Consider the following 18,214-nt stretch of genomic DNA (forward strand, 5'->3'; position numbering starts at 1 on the left):
GGCACGGCCACCACAGCAGAATCCGACATTCTCGACATCTCCTGTCGGCTGCGACCCGCTGCGTTCCAGAAGTCAGGCCCGCCGTCCTGGGACCCTCCCGACGTGACGAGCGCAGGCCGAGCCCGGCCCATGATCATCTGTGCACTGAAAGGTGAAACAAGCGGCCCGCGAATACGCGACACCGCACCATGTGAGCCCACCAGTCCCGGCCGGACCATCGGTCGTCGGCCTTGAGGGGACCCGGCCCCGTCCCGGATCAGTTGAGGAGAGCGCTCAACCGCCCGCTGTTGGCGACCTGTTCCAGCTCGTCCAGCGCGGCCACGGCGCTGCGTGCTGCCTCCGGGTCACGCTCGCTCAGGCCGCTCGCCGCGAATTCGTCCTCGTCGAGCCGCAGAACGGTGGCCGCGTCCGCGGACACCCACAAGTCCAGATCGAGGTCCTCGACGACGAGCTCCTTGCCGTCCAGGACGCTCGGCCTGGTGATGTCGCAGTACCAGCCCTTGAGGGCACCGTCCGCCGAACGCACTTCCTTGACCGCGTACCAGCGATCGCGCCAGTAGCGCTCCACGAACACATCGCCAGGTTCGAAGCGCACGAAGCCGAAATCCCGTACGTCCGGAGCGGCCCAGTCCGCGCGGACCGTGATCCGTGCGCCGTCGTCCGCGAGCAACTGTGCCGGGTAGCGAATCTTGGTGCGGCCTGCTTTGACCAGGACGACGTCCACCGTGCGCTGCCCGGCAGCGTGCTCGGACATAACGGGCCTCCGTGTGTCAGATGTCGTAGCCGAACCCCGTGAAGATCATCGGCATCATACGGTTGTCCGCCGCGTCGTACGTCGCCAGGCCAGGCCAGGGAATGGGCACCCGTGTCAGCGGTGCCGCTAGGTGAGGACTGGTTTGGTCTGGACCATTGCTCTCCGGGCCGGTGTGGGGGAAGCTGCTCACCAAGCGCCGGATCATCGCGACCGGAACGCCCGCACGCTCGCCCCCGGAACAGGAAGGCAGCACCACACCCATGCGCAAAGCGATCTCGACCCTGAGCTTGACCGGACTGCTGGCCGCGGCCGCCCTGCTGCTCGCCCCGTCCGCCCAGGCCGCCGGCCTCGTCTACGTCGGCATGTACCCGACCGCCGCCGCCTGCGACGCGGCCGGCAAGGACTACGTGGCACGCGGCCTGACGACCGGCTACTTCTGCGACGTCACGCCGTACGCCAGCCGCCTGTCCATCTGGGGCTGACCGTACCGACTCCCGCCCAGCCGGACTCCCGGCACAGGGACGTGACCGCCCACCCCGCGGCCGGGCGGAAGTCGAGGTATGGGTGCGCCGCGGCAGACGCTCGCTGCCGCGGCGGGCACCGGCTGCGACCCGGATACCGACGACGTCGTCCAGGATGCACACGGGACAAACCCTTGGCGGTTGTCCTCTCCGGAACTGACGCGGAAGGCGGCATCGACTGGTCCATGGTGAGCATGGACCCCACCTCCTGCCGGGCCCACCAACACGCCGCGGGAGCACGTGAGAAACCCCTGCGGCTTCCGGGAACAGGCCGTCGGGGTGGCGGCTGGCGTCGTCCCAAGGAGCTGGGGCCACGATCTCGTTGCTTCGGGCGCACTGGCCTCGTACGGGGCACGCGCGCGGCCGGGAGTCGCCCCGTCGCTTCGCGGGAACCGGATGCGCACCAGCGGCCGTCGTTCAGGCCCGGGTGTAGCCGCCGTCGGCGAAGAGTTCCGCGCCGGTGACGAACGACGAGGCGTCCGAAGCCAGGAAGAGGGCGGCCTCGGCGATCTCCTCGGCGTCGGCCAGCCGCCCCAGTGGCACGGTGGCCTCGGCGAACTGATCGGCGGCCGGCCCTGCGGCACCCAGCAGGCCAGGGGTCCGCGTGGGACCAGGGCTGAGCACGTTGACCCGGAACCGGCGCTCCCGTGACTGCCGGGCCCAGTTGTGCACAAGGTTGCTCACCGCCGCCTTCGAGGCGCTGTAGACCTCGAGCTGCTCATTGGGCCGCACGCTGTTGCTCGAACCGACGACCACGATGGAGGCGTTCTCCGCCAGTAGCGGGAGCGCCTTCTGAACGGTGAAGAGTGTGCCCTTGACGTTGACAGCGAGCGTAAGGTCGACGTCCGCCTCGGTGTGGGCCCCGAGCGCGGCGTCCGCAGCGATTCCCGCGTTGGCCACCAGCACGTCGATGCGTCCGGCCTCCTCGCGGACTCGCGCGTAGAGCGCGTCCAGGTCGGCCAGGTCCGAGACGTCGGACCGTACGCCGGTGACTGCGGGACCCATCTCCTCCACCGCTGCCTCGAGGCGGCCGGTGTCCCGGCCGGTCACGAAGACCCGTGCGCCCTCCCGGACGAAGCGGTGGGCGACGGCCAGCCCGATCCCGCTGGTCCCTCCGGTGATCACGGCCACCTTCTCCTGCAGTACGCCTGGCATGTCGAACCCCTTCAGTTCTGGAATGGATCGTCCACAACATAGGCAGTAATGGACGACCGAGTCAATAATGGTTAGGCTGAAACCATGCCGAGACCACGCGCATTCGACGAACGCCAAGTCCTGGAGCGGGCCCGGGAACAGTTCTGGGCGACCGGCTATGCGGGGACCCGGATGGACGACATCGCCCAGGCGACCGGCCTGGGCAAGGGCAGCCTGTACGGCGCATTCGGCGACAAGGGCAAGCTGTTCCACCGCGTCTTCGGCGACTGGTGCACCGCAGTCGTCGAGGTGGCCGAAGAGCGGCTGGCAGGCGGCCCGGACGCGGAGGCCATGACCCGGCTGTCGGAATACGTGCACCTCATGGCGGAGAACACCGCCTGCGACACCGAGCGCCGCGGGTGCCTGCTGGCCAAGGGAGCGGCGGAACTGGCCCACCGCGATCCGACGGTCGCCGCACGCTCGGCCGAGACCATGACGGCACTGCTGGCCCTGCTGCGGACGGAGATCAGCGCCGCCCAGCGCCACGGCGACATCGACAGCGCCGCGGATCCCGAGCGCCTGGCGGCACTGCTGCTGACGGTGGTCCGCGGTATCGAGGCGGTAGGCAAGGCCGGCCTGGACCCGGAGACGCTGCGGAACATCGCCGACACCGCACTGGCGGTCCTGCCCATGCCCGGGGGTCAGAAACGCCCTGCAACCGGGCACAGTCCGGCCCGCGAGAACTAACTCGGTGCCATCACAGCCGCCACTTGATCCGCCGGTCAGGCCCTGGTCCCTGGTGTGTTCGTGACCGCGCAGGCTCGCCGGGTCCTTCAGGCGTGGTGGCGAAGGGGCGTCCGTCCCGATCGAGCGCTGCTTCAGCCGGTTCGAGAGCTTCCGCGGCCTCGGGACGGCCTTGCCGGTGCGGCGCTGGGTGCGGATGCGCCGTGACCAACGAGAACGAGAACGGCCGCCTGACCTGGATCTCCGCCGCCCCGCCCGGCCGCACCCACGACAACACCGCCGCCCGCCACGACGCCCATCCGACCCACCTGCGCGCCGCCGGCCTCGGGGCACTGCCTGACCTCGGCTTCCGCGGCCTGGACAACGGCATCCTCGACCACACCAGCACTCTGACTGCAAGCTCGAGTTGGCGAAGGCGCAGTGGAACCCGGCGCCACCCCGAGGCGGCACTCGGGCCCTCGGCCTGCACGGATTCACCCCACGGCACGAAAACGGTCCACCGACTCCGTCGGCGGACCGTCATGTCCTCGAGGCTAGCTGTTGAAATCGACGTAGAGCTCCCAGAGGTCCGAGTAGTCCGAGTAAACGCAGTACCAGCGGGAGTACCCGCTCAGGCTGCCGGCGATGTTGCACTCGAACTGATTGAGGTATGAGCCGTAGTGCCCCCACACCTGGGTGGTCGGCGGCGTGTTGACGGAGACTGCGGCGCTGGCGGACGGCCCGGCTTGGATCGGTGCGGCCTGCGCGGGTGCGGCGAGGACACCGAGGGCCATGACGGCCCCTAGCGCCGCACCAGCCAGAGCATGACGGGTACGCATGATCGACTCCTCATCTACCGAGTTCATGGTGCTGGCTGCACTATGTACGGGGAAGACCGACGCGGTCCGACAGCCCTGGCTGGTCACCTGATCGCCCGAGGGCTGTCGGGCTTCCCGTGCTTGCTCCACCAGGTTCGGGCGGCGGGTCGGGAAGGTCGACTCGTTTCGGGCTGACCCGAAACGACCGTATCGCTGAGACTTCCTGGGTGACCTTACGGATCCACTTCACGGTTGAAGCCCTGGCCCGCACCCACCTGGCCTCGGGAGTACGACCGCTGCTGGAACTGGATCTATGCATCCGGCTGCTGCAGGAACGAGGTCATCCGGTGCGGTTCGACGCATGGCGACGGCGGGTGGCGCCGCGTCTGCGGCCGCAGCTAACGTTGCTGTTCGACTTCATCCCGGCGCTCGGGCCGTCCCCGGATTTCCTGGACCTGAGCCGCGCCGAGAGTCCGGGCGACTTCCAGCAAAGGCTCAGCTCGACGCCGGCGCGCCGCGTTGCCGAGGATCTGGAGCGGTGGGTCTCCGGCCTTCAGCACGTGCCCCGAGCAGCGCGGCAGCTAAAAGAGGACACCTCGCTCGTTCTCCGGCTGGCCCAGGCCGTGCACACGGCGCACGAGATGCTCGTCGCGCCGTACTGGCCTCGCATCGAACAGCTCGCCAGCGCGGACCGGGCCCTGCGCCTGCGGCAGTTGGCGGAGCACGGCGTCGAACGCCTGCTGAGCGAGCTCAACCCCCGCTACATCACCTGGTCATCGCCAGTGCTGCATCTGACGACGGCCTCCAAGCGCGAGGGCGACATCCACCTCGCGGGACGCGGGCTGCTCCTCGTTCCGACCGTGTTCGGTGCCCGCTGCCCGGCCTACGGCGACCCAGGCGACGGCCAACCATGGATCACCTTCCCCGTCAGGGACGGCGTGCACGCCACCACATCCCCGGCCGTCGTCACCGCCGGAACCCCGAGCAACGCCCGGTTGTCCCTGGACGCGCTGCTCGGCCGCACCCGCGCGACGGTCTTGTGGGTGATAGCCGAGCACACCGGATGCACCACCACCCAACTGGCGGCACTCGCCGGCATTTCCCCTCCGAGCGCCAGCGAGCACGCGAGTGTGCTGCGCAAGGCGGGACTCACCAGCCTCACCCGAGAAGGAAAGACGGCCCGCCACGCCATCAGTCCCTCTGGCCGAACCCTTCTGAACTCCGCTGGCGTATGACCTTGTCCGACGTCGCCGGCGCTTTCACTGCCGGTCGAGGTGACGGGGGTACCGACCTCGTAGGCGGCCGTGAACCGGGACGAGGCCGAGGCCGTAGCGATCGAGCCCGCCGGAGTGTGGCCGGGAGTCTCCCCCAGGGAGGCGGAAGAGGAGCCCTCCCAGGTCCGCGGCCCGACCGGACGGGAGATCGGCTGATGGCCCTGCTCGATCTCGCGGCCGGCCTGGGCATTCGTATCGACGGCGCGGACTGGACCGTGGGGGAAGTATCCCCGCATCTTGGGCGGGTCGTCCTGACCGTCGGTGACGGGAACCGTCGGGTGCGGCCGATCGGCTGGTTGGTTGAACGGCCAGGAGAGACCCCTTGCTTTCAGTTGCACAAGGGATTTGAGGCGTTGCAGGCGGTCGGCGCGGATTGCTGTGGCTTCCGCCCTGTGGGCAGGTTTGCTCTGGTATGCACGGCGCACTGTACGTGGACATGACCACCCTAGAGATACTCTGTGCGCCCTTCCGGTCCCTCAAGGTGACGGAAATGATGAGGGCACCGCACATGAGCCAGGTGATCCGCAGTCCCCTGTCCCGCCGGGCGGACTGGCGGCGAAGGAGGTCAGGGTGTTGCTTCTCATCTCCCCGGACGGTGTCGAGGAGGCTCTCGATTGTGCGAAGGCTGCGGAGCATCTCGACATCGTCGACGTGAAGAAGCCCGATGAGGGCTCTCTCGGCGCGAACTTCCCCTGGGTCATCAGGGAGATCCGCGACGCGGTTCCGGCGGACAAGCCGGTGTCCGCGACCGTGGGGGATGTCCCGTACAAGCCCGGCACGGTGGCCCAGGCCGCGCTCGGCGCGGTCGTCTCGGGGGCCACGTACATCAAGGTCGGCCTCTACGGGTGCACGACGCCCGATCAAGGCGTCGAGGTCATGCGTGCGGTCGTCCGTGCGGTGAAGGACCACCGCCCCGAGGCGCTCGTCGTCGCCTCCGGATACGCCGACGCTCACCGCATCGGCTGCGTCAATCCGCTCGCCCTGCCCGACATCGCCGCTCGGTCCGGGGCCGACGCGGCCATGCTCGACACCGCCATCAAGGACGGGTCGCGGCTGTTCGACCACGTGCCGCCGGACGTCTGTGCCGAGTTCGTCCGGCTGGCCCACGCGTCCGGTCTGCTCGCCGCCCTGGCGGGCAGTGTCAGGCAGGCCGACCTCGGTCCGCTGACCCGCATCGGCACGGACATCGTGGGGGTGCGCGGAGCGGTCTGCGAGGGCGGCGACCGCAACGCTGGGAGGATTCAGCCGCATCTGGTGGCCGCCTTCCGCGCGGAGATGGACCGGCAGGCCCGACAGCACGCGGCCGGCGTCCCCGCGGTGAACTGACCACTGGCATGCCGACATCCGAGTCCGATCGCGTTCCCGGGCGCCCCGCGTGTTCCGCCGTCGTCGACCCGGCCACCGGGGAGACGTGCGACGAGCCCCCCGGCCAGCAGCCTGACGAGTTGGACGCCGTGGCCGACCGGGCCCATCTGGCCCATCTGGCCCATCGGGCCCATCTGGCCCACCGATCCTGGCTCGGCTGGCGGACCGGTCCCGTCGTATGCACCACTGCGTTGCGCCTGGCGGCCCACGCCGTGGAGGCGGTCGGCGATGACCTCGCTCGGCCGCTCACCCGCGAACAGGGCAAGCCCCTGGCCGAGTCGTACGCACAGGCCGCCCGTACGGCGGCCCGCCTGCGCTACTTCGCCGACCTGGCCCCCAGAACCCGGCGGATCGTCGACGGCCGGCCGGTGCGCAGCGAGACTCTGTGGCGACCGCTCGCGCCCGTCGCGGCGATCGTGCCGTGGAACTCCCCCCTCCAGCTCGCGGCGGCGAAGTCCGCACCCGCGCTCGCTGCGGGCAACACCGTGGTCCTCAAACCGTTCCCGTCCCCCCAGTCGGCCAAGGCCGAGCAGGTCACGAAGCGGGCCCTGGCGGACGGGGCCCGGGCGGCGGCCGGCGGCCACCGGGTGGCCGAACGGCTCGAACGCGGCCCGGCCTGGATCGGCCACCACGCCGAACCGCCCCTCGCCCAGCCCTTCGCAGGCATCAAGAACAGCGGTGCCGGCATCGCCGGCGGGCCGTGGGGGTACGGCAACCTCCGGCCGTTCGTCGCCCACCGCCCGCAGGAGGTCGGACGATGAGATGCCGGGCGGCCGTACTGCGCTCGTACGAGGGCCCCTTCACGGTGGAGGAGGTGACCCTGCGCACGGAACCCGCGGACGGTGAGATCCTGGTCGAGATCGCGGGCTGCGGGATGTGCAGGACCGATCTCGCGGTCCGGCGATCGGCCGGCCGCAGCCCGCTGCCGGCGGTGCTCGGCCACGAGGGGGCCGGGGTCGTGGTGCGGACGGGCGGCGGCCCGGACACCGCGATCGGCGTCGGTGACCACGTCGTACTGAGCTTCGACTCCTGCGGACACTGCCGCAACTGCCGCGGCGCGGCCCCCGCCTACTGCGACTCCTTCGCCTCCCTCAACCTCTTCGGAGGACGCCAGGAGGACGCGCCGCGGCTCACCGACGCGACCGGGGGAGCGCTGGCCCCCCGCTGGTTCGGGCAGTCCTCGTTCGCCGAGTACGCGCTCGTCCCGGCCCGCAACGCCGTCCGGGTCGACCCCGCACTGCCCGTCGAACTGCTCGGGCCGCTCGGCTGCGGCTTCCTCACCGGCGCCGGAGCGGTGCTGAACGCCTTCGGCGCCGGCCCCGGCGACACCCTCGCGGTCTTCGGCGCGGGAGCGGTGGGCCTGGCCGCGGTGATGGCGGCCACCGCCGCCGGGGCGCTGAGCGTGGCCGTCGACCGGCATCCCGGGCGGCTGGCCCTGGCCGAACGGTTCGGCGCGATCCCGCTGCCCGCCCAAACGGCCGCACTGCCCGAACAGATCCGGCGGCTGACCGACGGCGGCGCGCAGTACGCGCTGGACACCACGGCCTCGCCCCCGCTCATCAACGACGCACTGCGGGCACTGCGCCCGGCCGGCAGCCTCGGCCTGGTGGCACGCCTCCACACCGCGCTGCCGCTCGACCCGGGCACGCTGGACCGGGGCCGCAGCATCCGTCACATCTGCGAAGGCGACGCCGTACCCGGACTGCTGATACCCCGGCTGACCGGGCTGTGGCAGGCAGGACGCTTCCCCTTCGACCAACTGATCCGCACCTACCCGCTGGCAGACATCAACGAGGCCGAACGCGACTGCGACGCGGGCCGCGTGGTCAAACCCGTACTCCTTCCGGCGGGAAAAAGCCGATGAGCGAGGCATGCCGCATCCGGCAAGCAGACACCTCGCGCTCCCCACTCCCACCAACGGAGGAAACATGGCCGGCGCGGCACCGCAGCACACGGACGCGGAAGGCGTGGACGCAGGCGTGGGGCTGACCGCCCTCCTGGTCGCCGCGGCACGGGCGATCGAGACCCACCGCCACGACAGCCTGGCCCAGGACATCTACGCGGAACACTTCGTGCGCGCCGCCCCGGCGTGCGCAACCTGGCCAGTGCGCATCCAGCAGGTCCCGGACGGCGACGGCAACCCGCTGTGGGGGCGGTTCGCGCGCTACTTCGGCCTACGGACCAGGGTCCTCGACGACTTCCTCCTCCGGTCGGTCCGTAGGAGCGCCCGCCAAGTCGTCCTGCTGGGCGCGGGGTTGGACACCCGCGCCTTCCGCCTGGACTGGCCGTCCGACTGCGTGGTCTTCGAGATCGACAGAGCGGGCGTACTGGCGTTCAAGCATCAGGTGCTCAAGGACCTGTCGGCCACCCCCAAGGTGAAGCGCGTCCCCGTACCGGTCGACCTGCGCGCCGACTGGGTCACCGCGCTGACCACCGCCGGCCTCGACCCGGCCGCACCGAGCGTCTGGCTGGCCGAGGGACTCCTCTTCTACCTGCCGGGCCCCATCGAGACGTACCTCATCGACACGGTGGACCGGCTGACCACCCAAGGCAGCGCACTGGCCTTCGAAGCCAAGCTGGAGAAGGACCTGCTGGAGTACCGCGACAGCCCGATCTACACGGCGACGCGAGAACAGATCGGCATCGACCTGCTCCACCTCTTCGACAAGGGACCACGCCCCGACTCCGCGGGCAGCCTGACGGCCAAGGGCTGGTCCACCTCGATGCACAGACCCTTCGACTTCACCCGCCGGTATGGACGTGGCCCCCTGCCCGAGCCCAACGATGCGTTGGAGGGAAACCGGTGGGTGTTCGCGCACAAGCCCTCGCCCTGATGCCCGCGACGCTCACGACGACGTCCGCCCGCAGGCTGAGGGCGGGGCCCGTCGCAGGCCCCGCCCGGTGGGACGCGTCCCGATGGAAGCGGCAGTCCGGCCACGTCGTAGCGGTGCCGCCCACGGCCGGAAAGCGCTGACGGACCTGTCAGTCGGCTCGGGGAGCCACCAACTGGTCGCCCGGGATACCGGCCAGGTCCGGCGCGTAGTAGTCCTTGATGCCGGCGGCCCACGTAGCCACGGTGATGCGGTCCTCGGCGTCCGGGCCGAAGGCGTCGAAGAGGGCGTGGACGTTCGCCTCCTCGAAGCCGATCGCCGTCATCAGCGAGACGAAGAGGGGACGCTCGATCAGATCGTCCCCGTCGGGGTCGCCGAGTGCGGAGAGGGCCTCGGCGAACTCGGCGATCGTGGGACCAAAACGCTCGGGGTCGAGCACGAACGGACGGAACTCGTCCACGGTGATCACACCGTCGCCATCGGTGTCCAGTTCAGTGGCCAGCGTCGTCCAGTAGCGGCGGAACGCGGCCCGGATGGCAGCCTTGGCGGCGTCGTCCGAAGCGTCCGCCGCCTCCAGAACACGGCCCGTCATCAGATCGAAGTCGTCGGAGTCGATGACTCCATTGCCGTTGGCGTCGAAGAGGGAGAAGACCAGCTCGACCCGCTTGGCGGCCTCGTCTCGCATTTTCCATCACCTGTCTGCTGCGACCCGACGATGTCGGGCCTGGGCCAATAGGGGCCTCCACTCGACCGTGTCGGGACACACGGCAATCACCCGGCAGCCGCACTGATGCAACCAACCGGACCACGATGTCAGCGGCCTCGACTGCCCTTCCCGACCCAGCACGCGTAGCGGCCATGACCCATAGAACCGCCATGACGAGCCGCAGACTCTCGATCTTCACATCTAGCGACAAAAGGACTGCTGGATGAGCGTATGTGACACATCGGATGCCTCGCCTGCGCCAATCAGACTGCTCCGGTCGACCCTCTTCATCCCCTTCATCCGCTGATCCGCTCATCCGACTGCGGTGGTGGCAACCCGTGTGCTTCGGCTCAGTCCGGCAGGCCGCCGCCGTACAGCGTTCCGGCGGCGGCCCGCTTGCGAATCGGCACCACGAATACGAGGCCGAAGACGACCACGCCCTGCCCACCCCGGCACGGGCAGGCCGAACGTATCGACGGTGATATGTCGCTTGCGGCCGTTGCTGCTTTCGCGGCATCGTAGCCACGGCTGTTCCTGCCGACGGTAGAGGGCGCCTTTGACCGGCTGTGAGTCCACGATCAGCGTTACCGGGTGGGGGCAGCGGCCTTTACCGGTACGGATCCTGCGGCGGAGCTGGTCACGGATGTAGGTGACGACCCCGGCCCGGTTCGACCGCCAGAAGAACCCGTAGACCGTCTCCCACGGAGGGAAGTCCGCAGGCAGGGCTCGCCACTTCGCGCCGTTGTCGACGATGCAGCGGATGCCGTCGACGATCCCCCGCCGCGGCCACGGTACTGCACGGGGACGAGCCCGTTGTCCCGCCCGGCTTCGCCGCTCACGTGGCGGCCTCCGCCGGGCGGTGGCTTCAGTTCTCTACGTGGGGGCTGTTGAGGGCGGCGCCGAAGTAGCCCTTGATACCGCGTACGGTGATGCCGGCGCTCTTGCCGCACAGGTCCACCGAGCCCTTCAGGACGGGGCCGGAGGCCGAGCCGCGGGCGACCCACACGCAGCCGTCGGAGTTCTCTGTGGGAGCACCGACGACCGTCTCGGCCCTGCCGTCCTTGTTGAGATCGACGAGGTGAACGGCCGAACCGAATCCGTCACCGGCCTCTGCGGCCCCGGGAACTCCGGCGGTGTCCTGGTGGTAGCCGGCCGCCTTGGCCGTCGTCAGGCCGGAGGCCGAGCCGCGCAGGAGAACGGCCGAGCCCGCAGAGGTGAGTGAGCCGAGGCCCTCCTCGGGGACGCCGACCAGGACATCGGCGTACTTGTCGCCGTTGACGTCGCCGACGCTGAGGGACTGCCCGAACCAGTCTCCCCATTCCGCGCCGCCGGGGACGCCGGCGGTATCCTGGTGGAAGACTTTCGGCTTCTGTGTGGGGGTGATGCCCTGGGCGCTGCCGTAGAGGATTTGGATCTCACCGCCTCGGTGGGCCGCGGGGGTGGGTGCGTTGAAGTAGCGGTCGTCGCCCGCGATACCGGTGACGAGGTCGCCGTACCCGTCGCCGTTGATGTCGCCGATCTGTCCCGCGTGGCCGTCGGCCAGGGGCAGCTCGACTCCGGGGTTCACGCGCGGGTCCTCGGGGTCGGCGGCGCCCGCGTCGAGGGTCACCGGTCCCCGGATGTCTCCGTCGGTGGGACCGGCGAGATAGAACCGTTCGGCCCTGCCGTCGCCGTTCACATCTCCCATGACCACGCCCCGGGCGTTCTCCCGCCATTCGAGATAACGGGAGGCAGCGGCGCCGCTGCGGGTGAAGGGGCCGCGGTAGGAGACGGTGTTGCAGGCCGAGCCGATGCCGACCTCCGGGGCGCCGTCACCGTTCATGTCCCCAGTGGCCAGGGACATGCCGAAGCGGCAGTAGGTCCAGCCCTCGCCGTAGTCGGCCGTCGGGGCGATGTTCGCACCGCCCGACAGTCCCTTCGGCCCGCCCCACACCACGGTCACGGTGCCACGCGAATCGGCATCACTGACGCCCTCGCCCGGGGCGCCGACGAGGAGGTCGGCATAGCCGTCCCGGTCCAGGTCCGCGCTGGCGACCGTCCGCCCGAAGCGGTCGGATTCCTCGGGGCTGCCGGGAATCCCGGCCGTGGCCTGGGTGAGGACGGTGCGGCGGGCGGTGCTCACCGAGGACGCGGAGCCGTACAGCACGACCACCGCACCGGCTGCCTCCACGGTGCCGGCTGCGGCGCCGGGCGCGCCGACTGCCAGGTCCCGGTAGCCGTCACCGTTGAAGTCGTCCTGCACGGTGGCCGTGTTGGCACCCTTGAAGGGTGCGGCGGCGGACGAGGACACCGGGACAAGAGTGACGGCGACGGAGGTGGTGAGCACGGCGGCCGCCGCCGTGACTGCTCTGCGCAACAGAACTCCTTGTTCGTACAACGGACATGCCGATGACACGCCAGCCCCACGAAAAGTTGTACGCACCGGCACGCCGACATTCGACGACCCGCACCATCGCCCATCCGATCACCGGCCGAAGGATGTTCAGAACCTCTCGACAGGCGGGTCCTGCTTCCCCCGCCCACCGGCATGAACACGGCTCGGACGCAGCGTCCGTGCCCCCGTGGAACGCCGCGCAGAGCGACAGAGGCTACGGGTGGCTGTGGACCCGGCAGCGGGCCAGGTCCGGCTTGCGCCAAACACTCCCGTCAAGATAAAACGCCCTTTCAGGGCTTATATGCGGTTACTAGAGCGAAAGTGAGGAATTCTCCACGGTCTGTGGTGAGCATGTCGATAACGGGCTGGTTCGCGCTCTGTCCATCGGGATGGTGCTCAGCGCCGGCTCGGGCCCACAGCAGCCAGTCCTGCCAGGCGTCCTGCTGCAGCCGCGCGGATGTGACCTTCACCAACTCGGTGATGTCCCACTGGAAGCGCCACCACTCCGCCGTGTGCCAGGCGATCGCTTCCCAGCCGACCACTTCCTTGATGTGCGGTGGAATCATCCCGAGTTCACGGATCTCCCGTGTCATGGCGGGAGTCGCCATGCCCAGTTGTCCCCCTGGCCGGAGGAAGCGCAGCAGGTAGGGTAGGAAGTTGTCCGCCGTACCGAAGTACTCGAAGGCGTCCACGCTGACGATCGCGTCGAAGCTCTCCTCCTCGAACGGCAGGGCGTGCGCCTCCGCGCGCACCGCCTCTACCTGGTCGCCGACACCTGCCTCGGCGAAAACCTGTGCCGCCTGTTCCGGGGCGATCCACAGGTCGGCCGCGACGACGTCGACTCCGTACTCGCGGGCCAGGAACACCGACGTCGCGCCCTTGCCGGAGCCGAGGTCGAGGACCCGCATGCCCGGACGCAGGTCGAGATCGTGGGCGAGGTCTTCCAGCAGCCACAGCGGGTTCGGCCCCATGTCGAGGTCGAGCAACCAGGCGGGGTCATACCGGGAGGAGCGTGGATAGCGGTCCGGACGTACGAGATCGGTCAAGGCGGTCACGAGCACGCACCCAAGTCGATCGTATGCCCGGCCGCAACCCGTTTTGGCCTTCCGGTGTCGCTGTTGGCTCACGTGGGACGGTGAAGGGGGCAGTCGTATATGCCTCACCCGCGGCGTCCCGCTGTGCTGGCAGCCGGCCGCCCTCGGCCCGGCCGCCCCAGACAGGCTCACCACCTGGCTTGTCGTCGCGGTTGCCAGACACCGGCCGGCCGACGGCGACGACCAGCCGGGTGTCGGCGTCGATGACGACCTGATGATCGGTTGAGTACCGATAGTTCCTCGACTGCTCGGCGACCGCGCGATCACGCGTGGGCAGCAGGGTGTCGTCAACGATCAGCACAGCGTCCTTGCGGAGCCGCTTGCGGGGCTGCAGTGCCAGCGACGGCCCGAGGTGGTCGCTGGTGCGGTCGGCCGCGGACTTCGAGATGCGAACAGCGGCGCCATCTGCCGCAGGGAACGGGGCTGTCCATGACGACTCCGACGCCGTGATCGCACCAGCCATGCGGCAGATCATTACAGTTGCCGACACGTCTCCCTGCGGCTGATCCTGGGCACCGAGAAAGAGGGCAGGATGGGGATCATGCTCTTGGCAGGAGATGGTGATGTGACCAGCCCGGACCTCTCCTGGTCCTACACCGGCTTCCACATGTTCAGGAAGTGGGTGGCCCACGCAGAGGGGGTTCACGCTTGCTGAGATGAATGGATTCGGTGGAGGCCATACGTGGAGCAGCACCTCCACTACGCTGGCGCCGTTGCTCGACCATCCAGACGATGACGACTCGCTCACGCCTGCTCAATGCGCAGCCATGCTGCCCAGGCTGGAGACGATCATCGATCAGCTCCAACACGGGGACGACCCCGTTCTCCAGCGACGTGTCGACGACACTCGCCAACTGGTCACCGTCATGAGGACTGCTTGGGCAAGGACGTCAAGCTCATCTTCGGCTGATCGCCGCAGGCAGTCTCCCGTCCGAGATGACCAGCAGTTACGGGACAGCGCTTGGGCGCTCTCGTGAAGGTCGACACCGTCGATATGGATGCCTGTGCGGCTCTGACTCGTCGTCTTCGGGAGGAAGGCACTGAAGCGACGATGCACACCGACTACCTGCGCAGCGAGGCCCAGGAACGCGCCCTTGGCCCGACGCGTCGACGGACGATGTGCGGCGCTGGTGATTACGACGTAATCACCGAGACCGCAGGCAGCGACGGACTGACACAGGAGCGCGCAGAAGCAGCAGAGCTCTCCCCGCTCCCGGAGGAATAAGCTGCTGCAGGGCAGCGTGCGACCCCATCGCCAGCGGTCACGCGGCCCGAACCATCCGCACAAGAGTCAGGGGAGAGCACGGTCTCCGTTGCCCTGCAGACCGCAGCGGGCGAAGCGACCAGTGCAGGGGGACAGCGGTCCAAGCGCTACCCCTACGAGAACGGCGTCTACGCAGCGCAGCACCTGATCCACAAGATGCCACCGGACGAGTTCACCATAATGCTCGATCTGCTCATCAAGCACAGGAACAGCCAGACCGCGCGCGCCGGGTAACGTCCCACAACCGTCGGTGGCCCGCCGCAGGGCAGGCGGTGGGCCACTGGCATGGCGCAGACAGAACACGTGGAGCTGCGCCGCTGTGCCAGAGATCCGAACTTCCCTACCATACTCGGCCCCGTCACCCGCCCGGACGACGTCGTACTGTGCCGCACCGACGTCGTCGCCACGGCCCAGTCATGACCTCTGCGATCGCCGCATCCATCCCCCGCACTCGTCCTGACCGGAGTGCCTTGCAGGGCTACGCCGCTTGCGATCCGGCAGGCCGCGACCTTCAGCTCCTGGTCAGCCTCGTCGGCACCCATGGTGTCGACGAGGCCGACGAGGCCGTCCCCCGCCTCGGTGCTGCCCCTCGGGCCCAGGACGGCGTCTCCACGGTCGACAAGGCCAGGCGCGTATGGCGACGGTCGTCGTCGCCACCGACTTCGTCCGCTCCAAGCACACCGATCCAGTCCAGCAGGAACTGTCAGATTTCCCCGTCCGCTCTGTTCCGGGTGCATGTTGGGTTGGGCGGACGCACGTAGGAACGGCACCTACGTGCGGTCGGGGTCCGCCCCTTGGAAGTAGAGGTGACCGTGGGAGGCGATCGCGAACTCGGCTGCCGCGGCCAGCTTACGTATCGTGCTGTTTTTCTTGTCGGCGGGTAATTCGTTCAATTCGGCGATAAATTGTACGAGTTGCACCTCGCTGAACATCGTGTCGCCGTAGCGGCTCACCGCATGCAGAAGGCTGTCCTCAGGGGATGCCTCGCACAGGGACAGGAAGGTCTCCGTCCGGTCCTCGTGTGTCCTGGCCATGCGCGAGTGGATCTGGTCCTCCACGTAAACGACAAGCGGCATATGGTTCATCTTCCTCGGTCTTGTCCTGATGCGTGTCGCGGGTCGGGGGCGGATATTTTCCACCCCCGACCCATGGGTGTGAGTCTCAGTCCCCTGTGATGTACAGATAGCCGTGACCCAAGACCGCCTGCTGCGCCAACTTGGCGAGCTGACACATCACCGAGCCGAAGATGCTGCGCGGCCTACTGCCCGCCTACCGTCCTCACACCGCCCGTTGGTCACTGGCCTACCTCACCACCGACCGCCACCGCCCACCTATCACTGCCCTCGACCAGCAGCCACCAGCCGACCCGAGCGCACCCGCCGCGCCCCGGCCTGCGGACCTGGGGCCGGGGGAGTGGGAGATACCGCGTGTGCCGCTGCAGTACGACCGGGCCGTCCTCGTGGCGCGGCGGTCCGCGAGAAGCTGCGCGCCGCCGTCGCCACGCGCGGCGGGGCATATGACGTCGTCCGGCACCAGTAGGCGGCGATGCCTGAGCAACTGCTCGCGGCCGAGCCGGCCGACCCAAGAGCACGACGACCAGGAGCAGGGCCCTGGGTGCAAGGGAGCACTCGACCTGGCGGCGCTGCGGGCCCTGCGGGAATCCGCACGGATGTGGAAGCCCTCGGCACGGCCGAGCGGCTGCGGCGCCTTGAGGACGTCGTCACCGCGGCGGCCGGCCAGGCCCGTGCCACGATGAACCGCGCACCGCGACGACGCCGACAGGCCGCGCCCGGTGCGCGAGGACCGACCGGCAGGCGCACCGCCCGCAGGAGCCCGGACCGCACCGCAGCCGGGAGGCCGGCTACTGAGTGCACCCGGTGCCGCACCCACCCGGTGTGCGCCCGCCGCAGGTCTTCTTGCTCACGGCCCGTGTCAAGGCGAAACCCGCCACCCTCACCGGGTTCCCAAGCGACCCTCGCCGTTCGGATCTGCTCCGGGCGGTGAGGGCCGCTTTCCTATGTCAGCGCCTTGCTGCGCGTAATGGGGTCGGCCCAGGGTGCTCCGTCGCAGTCAGAGACTGCGATCACGGATCAGGCATGACGATGTTTGACATGGACCATGCTTCCATGCCCATGCCTGTCGGGTTCTTCCACGTCAAATCCCGCCGATGCGAGGATGCCCATCAAAGCGGTCCGCATGCAGTTGAGTACCTGGGTGTGGTGCCGGACCACGCCAGGGGGATTGGCGAAGTCGATTCCTTGTGCGAACAGTGCGAGCGCCTCATCTCTCAGGTCTTCGCCCGTCTCCCAGTCCACGAAGACACCGCCCTCGATGAACGGCTCGATGTGGACTGCTGCTCCGGGTATGACGTCCGCGCCCCCATCGCTGAGGTCTGCTCGGTAGGCAGGAAGACCGGCTTGGGCCAGTTGCTGGCATACCTCGTTGGCCAGCCTGTTGCGCTCGGCGATGACCTCCGGCGATGCCTTCGCGGGCAGGTCGTCGAATCGGGACTCACTCATGTGCCTCTTGCTCTCCTGACTGCTTTACATTCGTCGAGGAGCGTGTCGCGTGCCCGCCGGCCTCTGCAACGTATTTGGCCAACAGCGCCTTCGCCGCCGACTCGTACGAGGGGTGATACGGAACCGAGTAGGTGACGGGAGTGCCTTCTTTGAGGGCACCGGTCAGCGCGGAGGCGCAGTCCGGGCAAGGCTGCCGCTCAGTGTACAGAGCGGTGATCTGGGTGGCCTGGAAACCTTTGTCCTTCAGCTTCTCAAGGATCGCCGTCTCCGAGTGGCCGGTGAAGCCGCTGCTGCCGATCACCAGGTCACCGGTCTTGGGGTCGTTCCAGCCCGGTACCCTCGCTACCGCCACGTTGTGGTCTGCCCCGTAGAAGCCGGACTCCACCCTGAACGTGTACGCCTCGTGACTCAGCTCGTCACTGTTGTAAAGGACTATCGACGTGGGACACCCGTCGATGGCGGACGCCCGGGATGCCAGTGATGCCCTCCTGCCGCACGCTTTGACGAACGAGTCGAGTCCCTTGGTGCCGATTTGCACGACAACGTCCTCGGCCAGGCCGAGCGCACGCAATGCCTGGTAGGCATCGGAAAAGCCGATGCCAGTGCGTGCTGCGGCGTCCACCGCCTTGACGGCGTCCGCGATGGGTTTGAGGATTTTGCCGGCGAAGAGGCTGGCGACGTCGACGGCGGCCCAGGCGCAGCTTCCCCAGCTTCCGTTCTCGCCACCGGGGGTCACCTTCTGGGCGCACTTGATCCAGCTTCCGAAGAGGATGTCGATCGGGTCGACGCCCTGCTGGTACTCGGCGATGGTGATGGTGTGGGTGACCTGGGTGGACA

General features: G+C 68.9%; 18 protein-coding genes and 2 pseudogenes. 9 read left to right on the forward strand and 11 right to left on the reverse strand.

Features of this window, described 5'->3' with window-relative positions; all coding sequences use genetic code 11:
- Positions 1-256: 256 nt before the first annotated feature.
- Positions 257-754, reverse strand: coding sequence for a ribonuclease FAU-1 family protein (locus IE316_RS11735; protein ID WP_190204160.1), 498 nt, complete (start codon positions 752-754; stop codon positions 257-259).
- A gap of 260 nt (positions 755-1,014) precedes the next feature.
- Between IE316_RS11735 and IE316_RS11740 the strand changes: the two genes are divergently transcribed.
- Entirely contained in the window at positions 1,015-1,236 is a 222-nt protein-coding gene (locus IE316_RS11740) for a hypothetical protein (protein WP_190204161.1), read from the forward strand.
- A 456-nt stretch (positions 1,237-1,692) separates the two neighbouring features.
- Here IE316_RS11740 and IE316_RS11750 read toward each other — a convergent pair whose 3' ends face one another.
- A complete protein-coding gene (locus tag IE316_RS11750) occupies positions 1,693-2,430 on the reverse strand; it encodes an SDR family NAD(P)-dependent oxidoreductase (RefSeq protein ID WP_190204162.1) in 738 nt (245 codons plus the stop codon).
- 84 nt (positions 2,431-2,514) lie between these two features.
- Between IE316_RS11750 and IE316_RS11755 the strand changes: the two genes are divergently transcribed.
- Complete coding sequence (locus IE316_RS11755) at positions 2,515-3,156, forward strand: TetR/AcrR family transcriptional regulator (protein WP_190204163.1); 642 nt, start codon at positions 2,515-2,517, stop codon at positions 3,154-3,156.
- Positions 3,157-3,686: 530 nt separating this feature from the next.
- Here the strand turns inward: IE316_RS11755 and IE316_RS11760 are convergent.
- Positions 3,687-3,971 (reverse strand): hypothetical protein, encoded by a 285-nt coding sequence (locus IE316_RS11760; RefSeq protein WP_190204164.1) that lies wholly within the window; start codon positions 3,969-3,971, stop codon positions 3,687-3,689.
- 206 nt (positions 3,972-4,177) lie between these two features.
- Between IE316_RS11760 and IE316_RS11765 the strand changes: the two genes are divergently transcribed.
- The 6 genes from IE316_RS11765 (at position 4,178) to IE316_RS11790 (ending at position 9,423) form a co-directional block, all read left to right on the forward strand.
- The gene (locus tag IE316_RS11765) at positions 4,178-5,185 is read left to right on the forward strand and encodes an ArsR/SmtB family transcription factor (RefSeq protein WP_190204165.1); all 1,008 of its coding nucleotides are present in this window, start codon (positions 4,178-4,180) and stop codon (positions 5,183-5,185) included.
- A 194-nt stretch (positions 5,186-5,379) separates the two neighbouring features.
- Positions 5,380-5,664 carry a hypothetical protein gene (locus IE316_RS11770; RefSeq protein ID WP_190204166.1) on the forward strand — a complete coding sequence of 95 codons (285 nt, stop codon included), beginning with the start codon at positions 5,380-5,382 and terminating at the stop codon, positions 5,662-5,664.
- 130 nt (positions 5,665-5,794) lie between these two features.
- Positions 5,795-6,550 carry a (5-formylfuran-3-yl)methyl phosphate synthase gene (locus tag IE316_RS11775; protein WP_190204167.1) on the forward strand — a complete coding sequence of 252 codons (756 nt, stop codon included), beginning with the start codon at positions 5,795-5,797 and terminating at the stop codon, positions 6,548-6,550.
- Positions 6,551-6,558: 8 nt separating this feature from the next.
- Positions 6,559-7,350: an aldehyde dehydrogenase family protein gene (locus IE316_RS11780; protein WP_190204168.1), complete on the forward strand. Its 792-nt coding sequence runs from the start codon at positions 6,559-6,561 to the stop codon at positions 7,348-7,350.
- Positions 7,347-8,453, forward strand: coding sequence for an NAD(P)-dependent alcohol dehydrogenase (locus IE316_RS11785; protein ID WP_190204169.1), 1,107 nt, complete (start codon positions 7,347-7,349; stop codon positions 8,451-8,453). The genes IE316_RS11780 and IE316_RS11785 overlap by 4 nt, the downstream gene beginning before the upstream one ends.
- 64 nt (positions 8,454-8,517) lie before the next feature.
- On the forward strand, positions 8,518-9,423 hold the full coding sequence (locus IE316_RS11790; RefSeq protein WP_190204170.1) for a class I SAM-dependent methyltransferase: 906 nt from the start codon (positions 8,518-8,520) through the stop codon (positions 9,421-9,423).
- A 148-nt stretch (positions 9,424-9,571) separates the two neighbouring features.
- Here IE316_RS11790 and IE316_RS11795 read toward each other — a convergent pair whose 3' ends face one another.
- From IE316_RS11795 to IE316_RS11815, 5 genes and pseudogenes are all read right to left on the reverse strand, one after another.
- Positions 9,572-10,105 (reverse strand): EF-hand domain-containing protein, encoded by a 534-nt coding sequence (locus IE316_RS11795; RefSeq protein ID WP_190204171.1) that lies wholly within the window; start codon positions 10,103-10,105, stop codon positions 9,572-9,574.
- A gap of 333 nt (positions 10,106-10,438) precedes the next feature.
- A pseudogene (locus tag IE316_RS11800) lies at positions 10,439-10,933 on the reverse strand (transposase); the annotation flags it as partial.
- 58 nt (positions 10,934-10,991) lie between these two features.
- Positions 10,992-12,482, reverse strand: a complete 1,491-nt coding sequence (locus tag IE316_RS11805; protein ID WP_190204172.1) for an FG-GAP-like repeat-containing protein — start codon at positions 12,480-12,482, stop codon at positions 10,992-10,994.
- Positions 12,483-12,790: 308 nt separating this feature from the next.
- Complete coding sequence (locus tag IE316_RS11810) at positions 12,791-13,555, reverse strand: SAM-dependent methyltransferase (protein WP_190204215.1); 765 nt, start codon at positions 13,553-13,555, stop codon at positions 12,791-12,793.
- Between the two features lie 133 nt (positions 13,556-13,688).
- Positions 13,689-14,011, reverse strand: a pseudogene (locus tag IE316_RS11815) (IS5/IS1182 family transposase); the annotation flags it as partial.
- A 556-nt stretch (positions 14,012-14,567) separates the two neighbouring features.
- On the opposite strand from IE316_RS11815, the gene IE316_RS11820 reads away from it, so the two are divergent.
- A complete protein-coding gene (locus IE316_RS11820; protein ID WP_190204173.1) occupies positions 14,568-14,819 on the forward strand; it encodes a hypothetical protein in 252 nt (83 codons plus the stop codon).
- Between the two features lie 809 nt (positions 14,820-15,628).
- Here IE316_RS11820 and IE316_RS11825 read toward each other — a convergent pair.
- The 3 genes from IE316_RS11825 to IE316_RS11835 form a co-directional block, all read right to left on the reverse strand.
- Positions 15,629-15,916 (reverse strand): hypothetical protein, encoded by a 288-nt coding sequence (locus tag IE316_RS11825; RefSeq protein ID WP_190204174.1) that lies wholly within the window; start codon positions 15,914-15,916, stop codon positions 15,629-15,631.
- 1,032 nt (positions 15,917-16,948) lie between these two features.
- Positions 16,949-17,377: a hypothetical protein gene (locus IE316_RS11830; RefSeq protein ID WP_190204175.1), complete on the reverse strand. Its 429-nt coding sequence runs from the start codon at positions 17,375-17,377 to the stop codon at positions 16,949-16,951.
- On the reverse strand, positions 17,370-18,214 hold an 845-nt coding region (locus tag IE316_RS11835), incomplete at its 5' end, for a nucleic acid/nucleotide deaminase domain-containing protein (RefSeq protein WP_308438912.1). The genes IE316_RS11830 and IE316_RS11835, both read right to left, overlap by 8 nt.

Origin of the sequence: Streptomyces fumanus (assembly GCF_014655295.1) — a bacterium.
Taxonomy (GTDB): domain Bacteria; phylum Actinomycetota; class Actinomycetes; order Streptomycetales; family Streptomycetaceae; genus Streptomyces; species Streptomyces fumanus.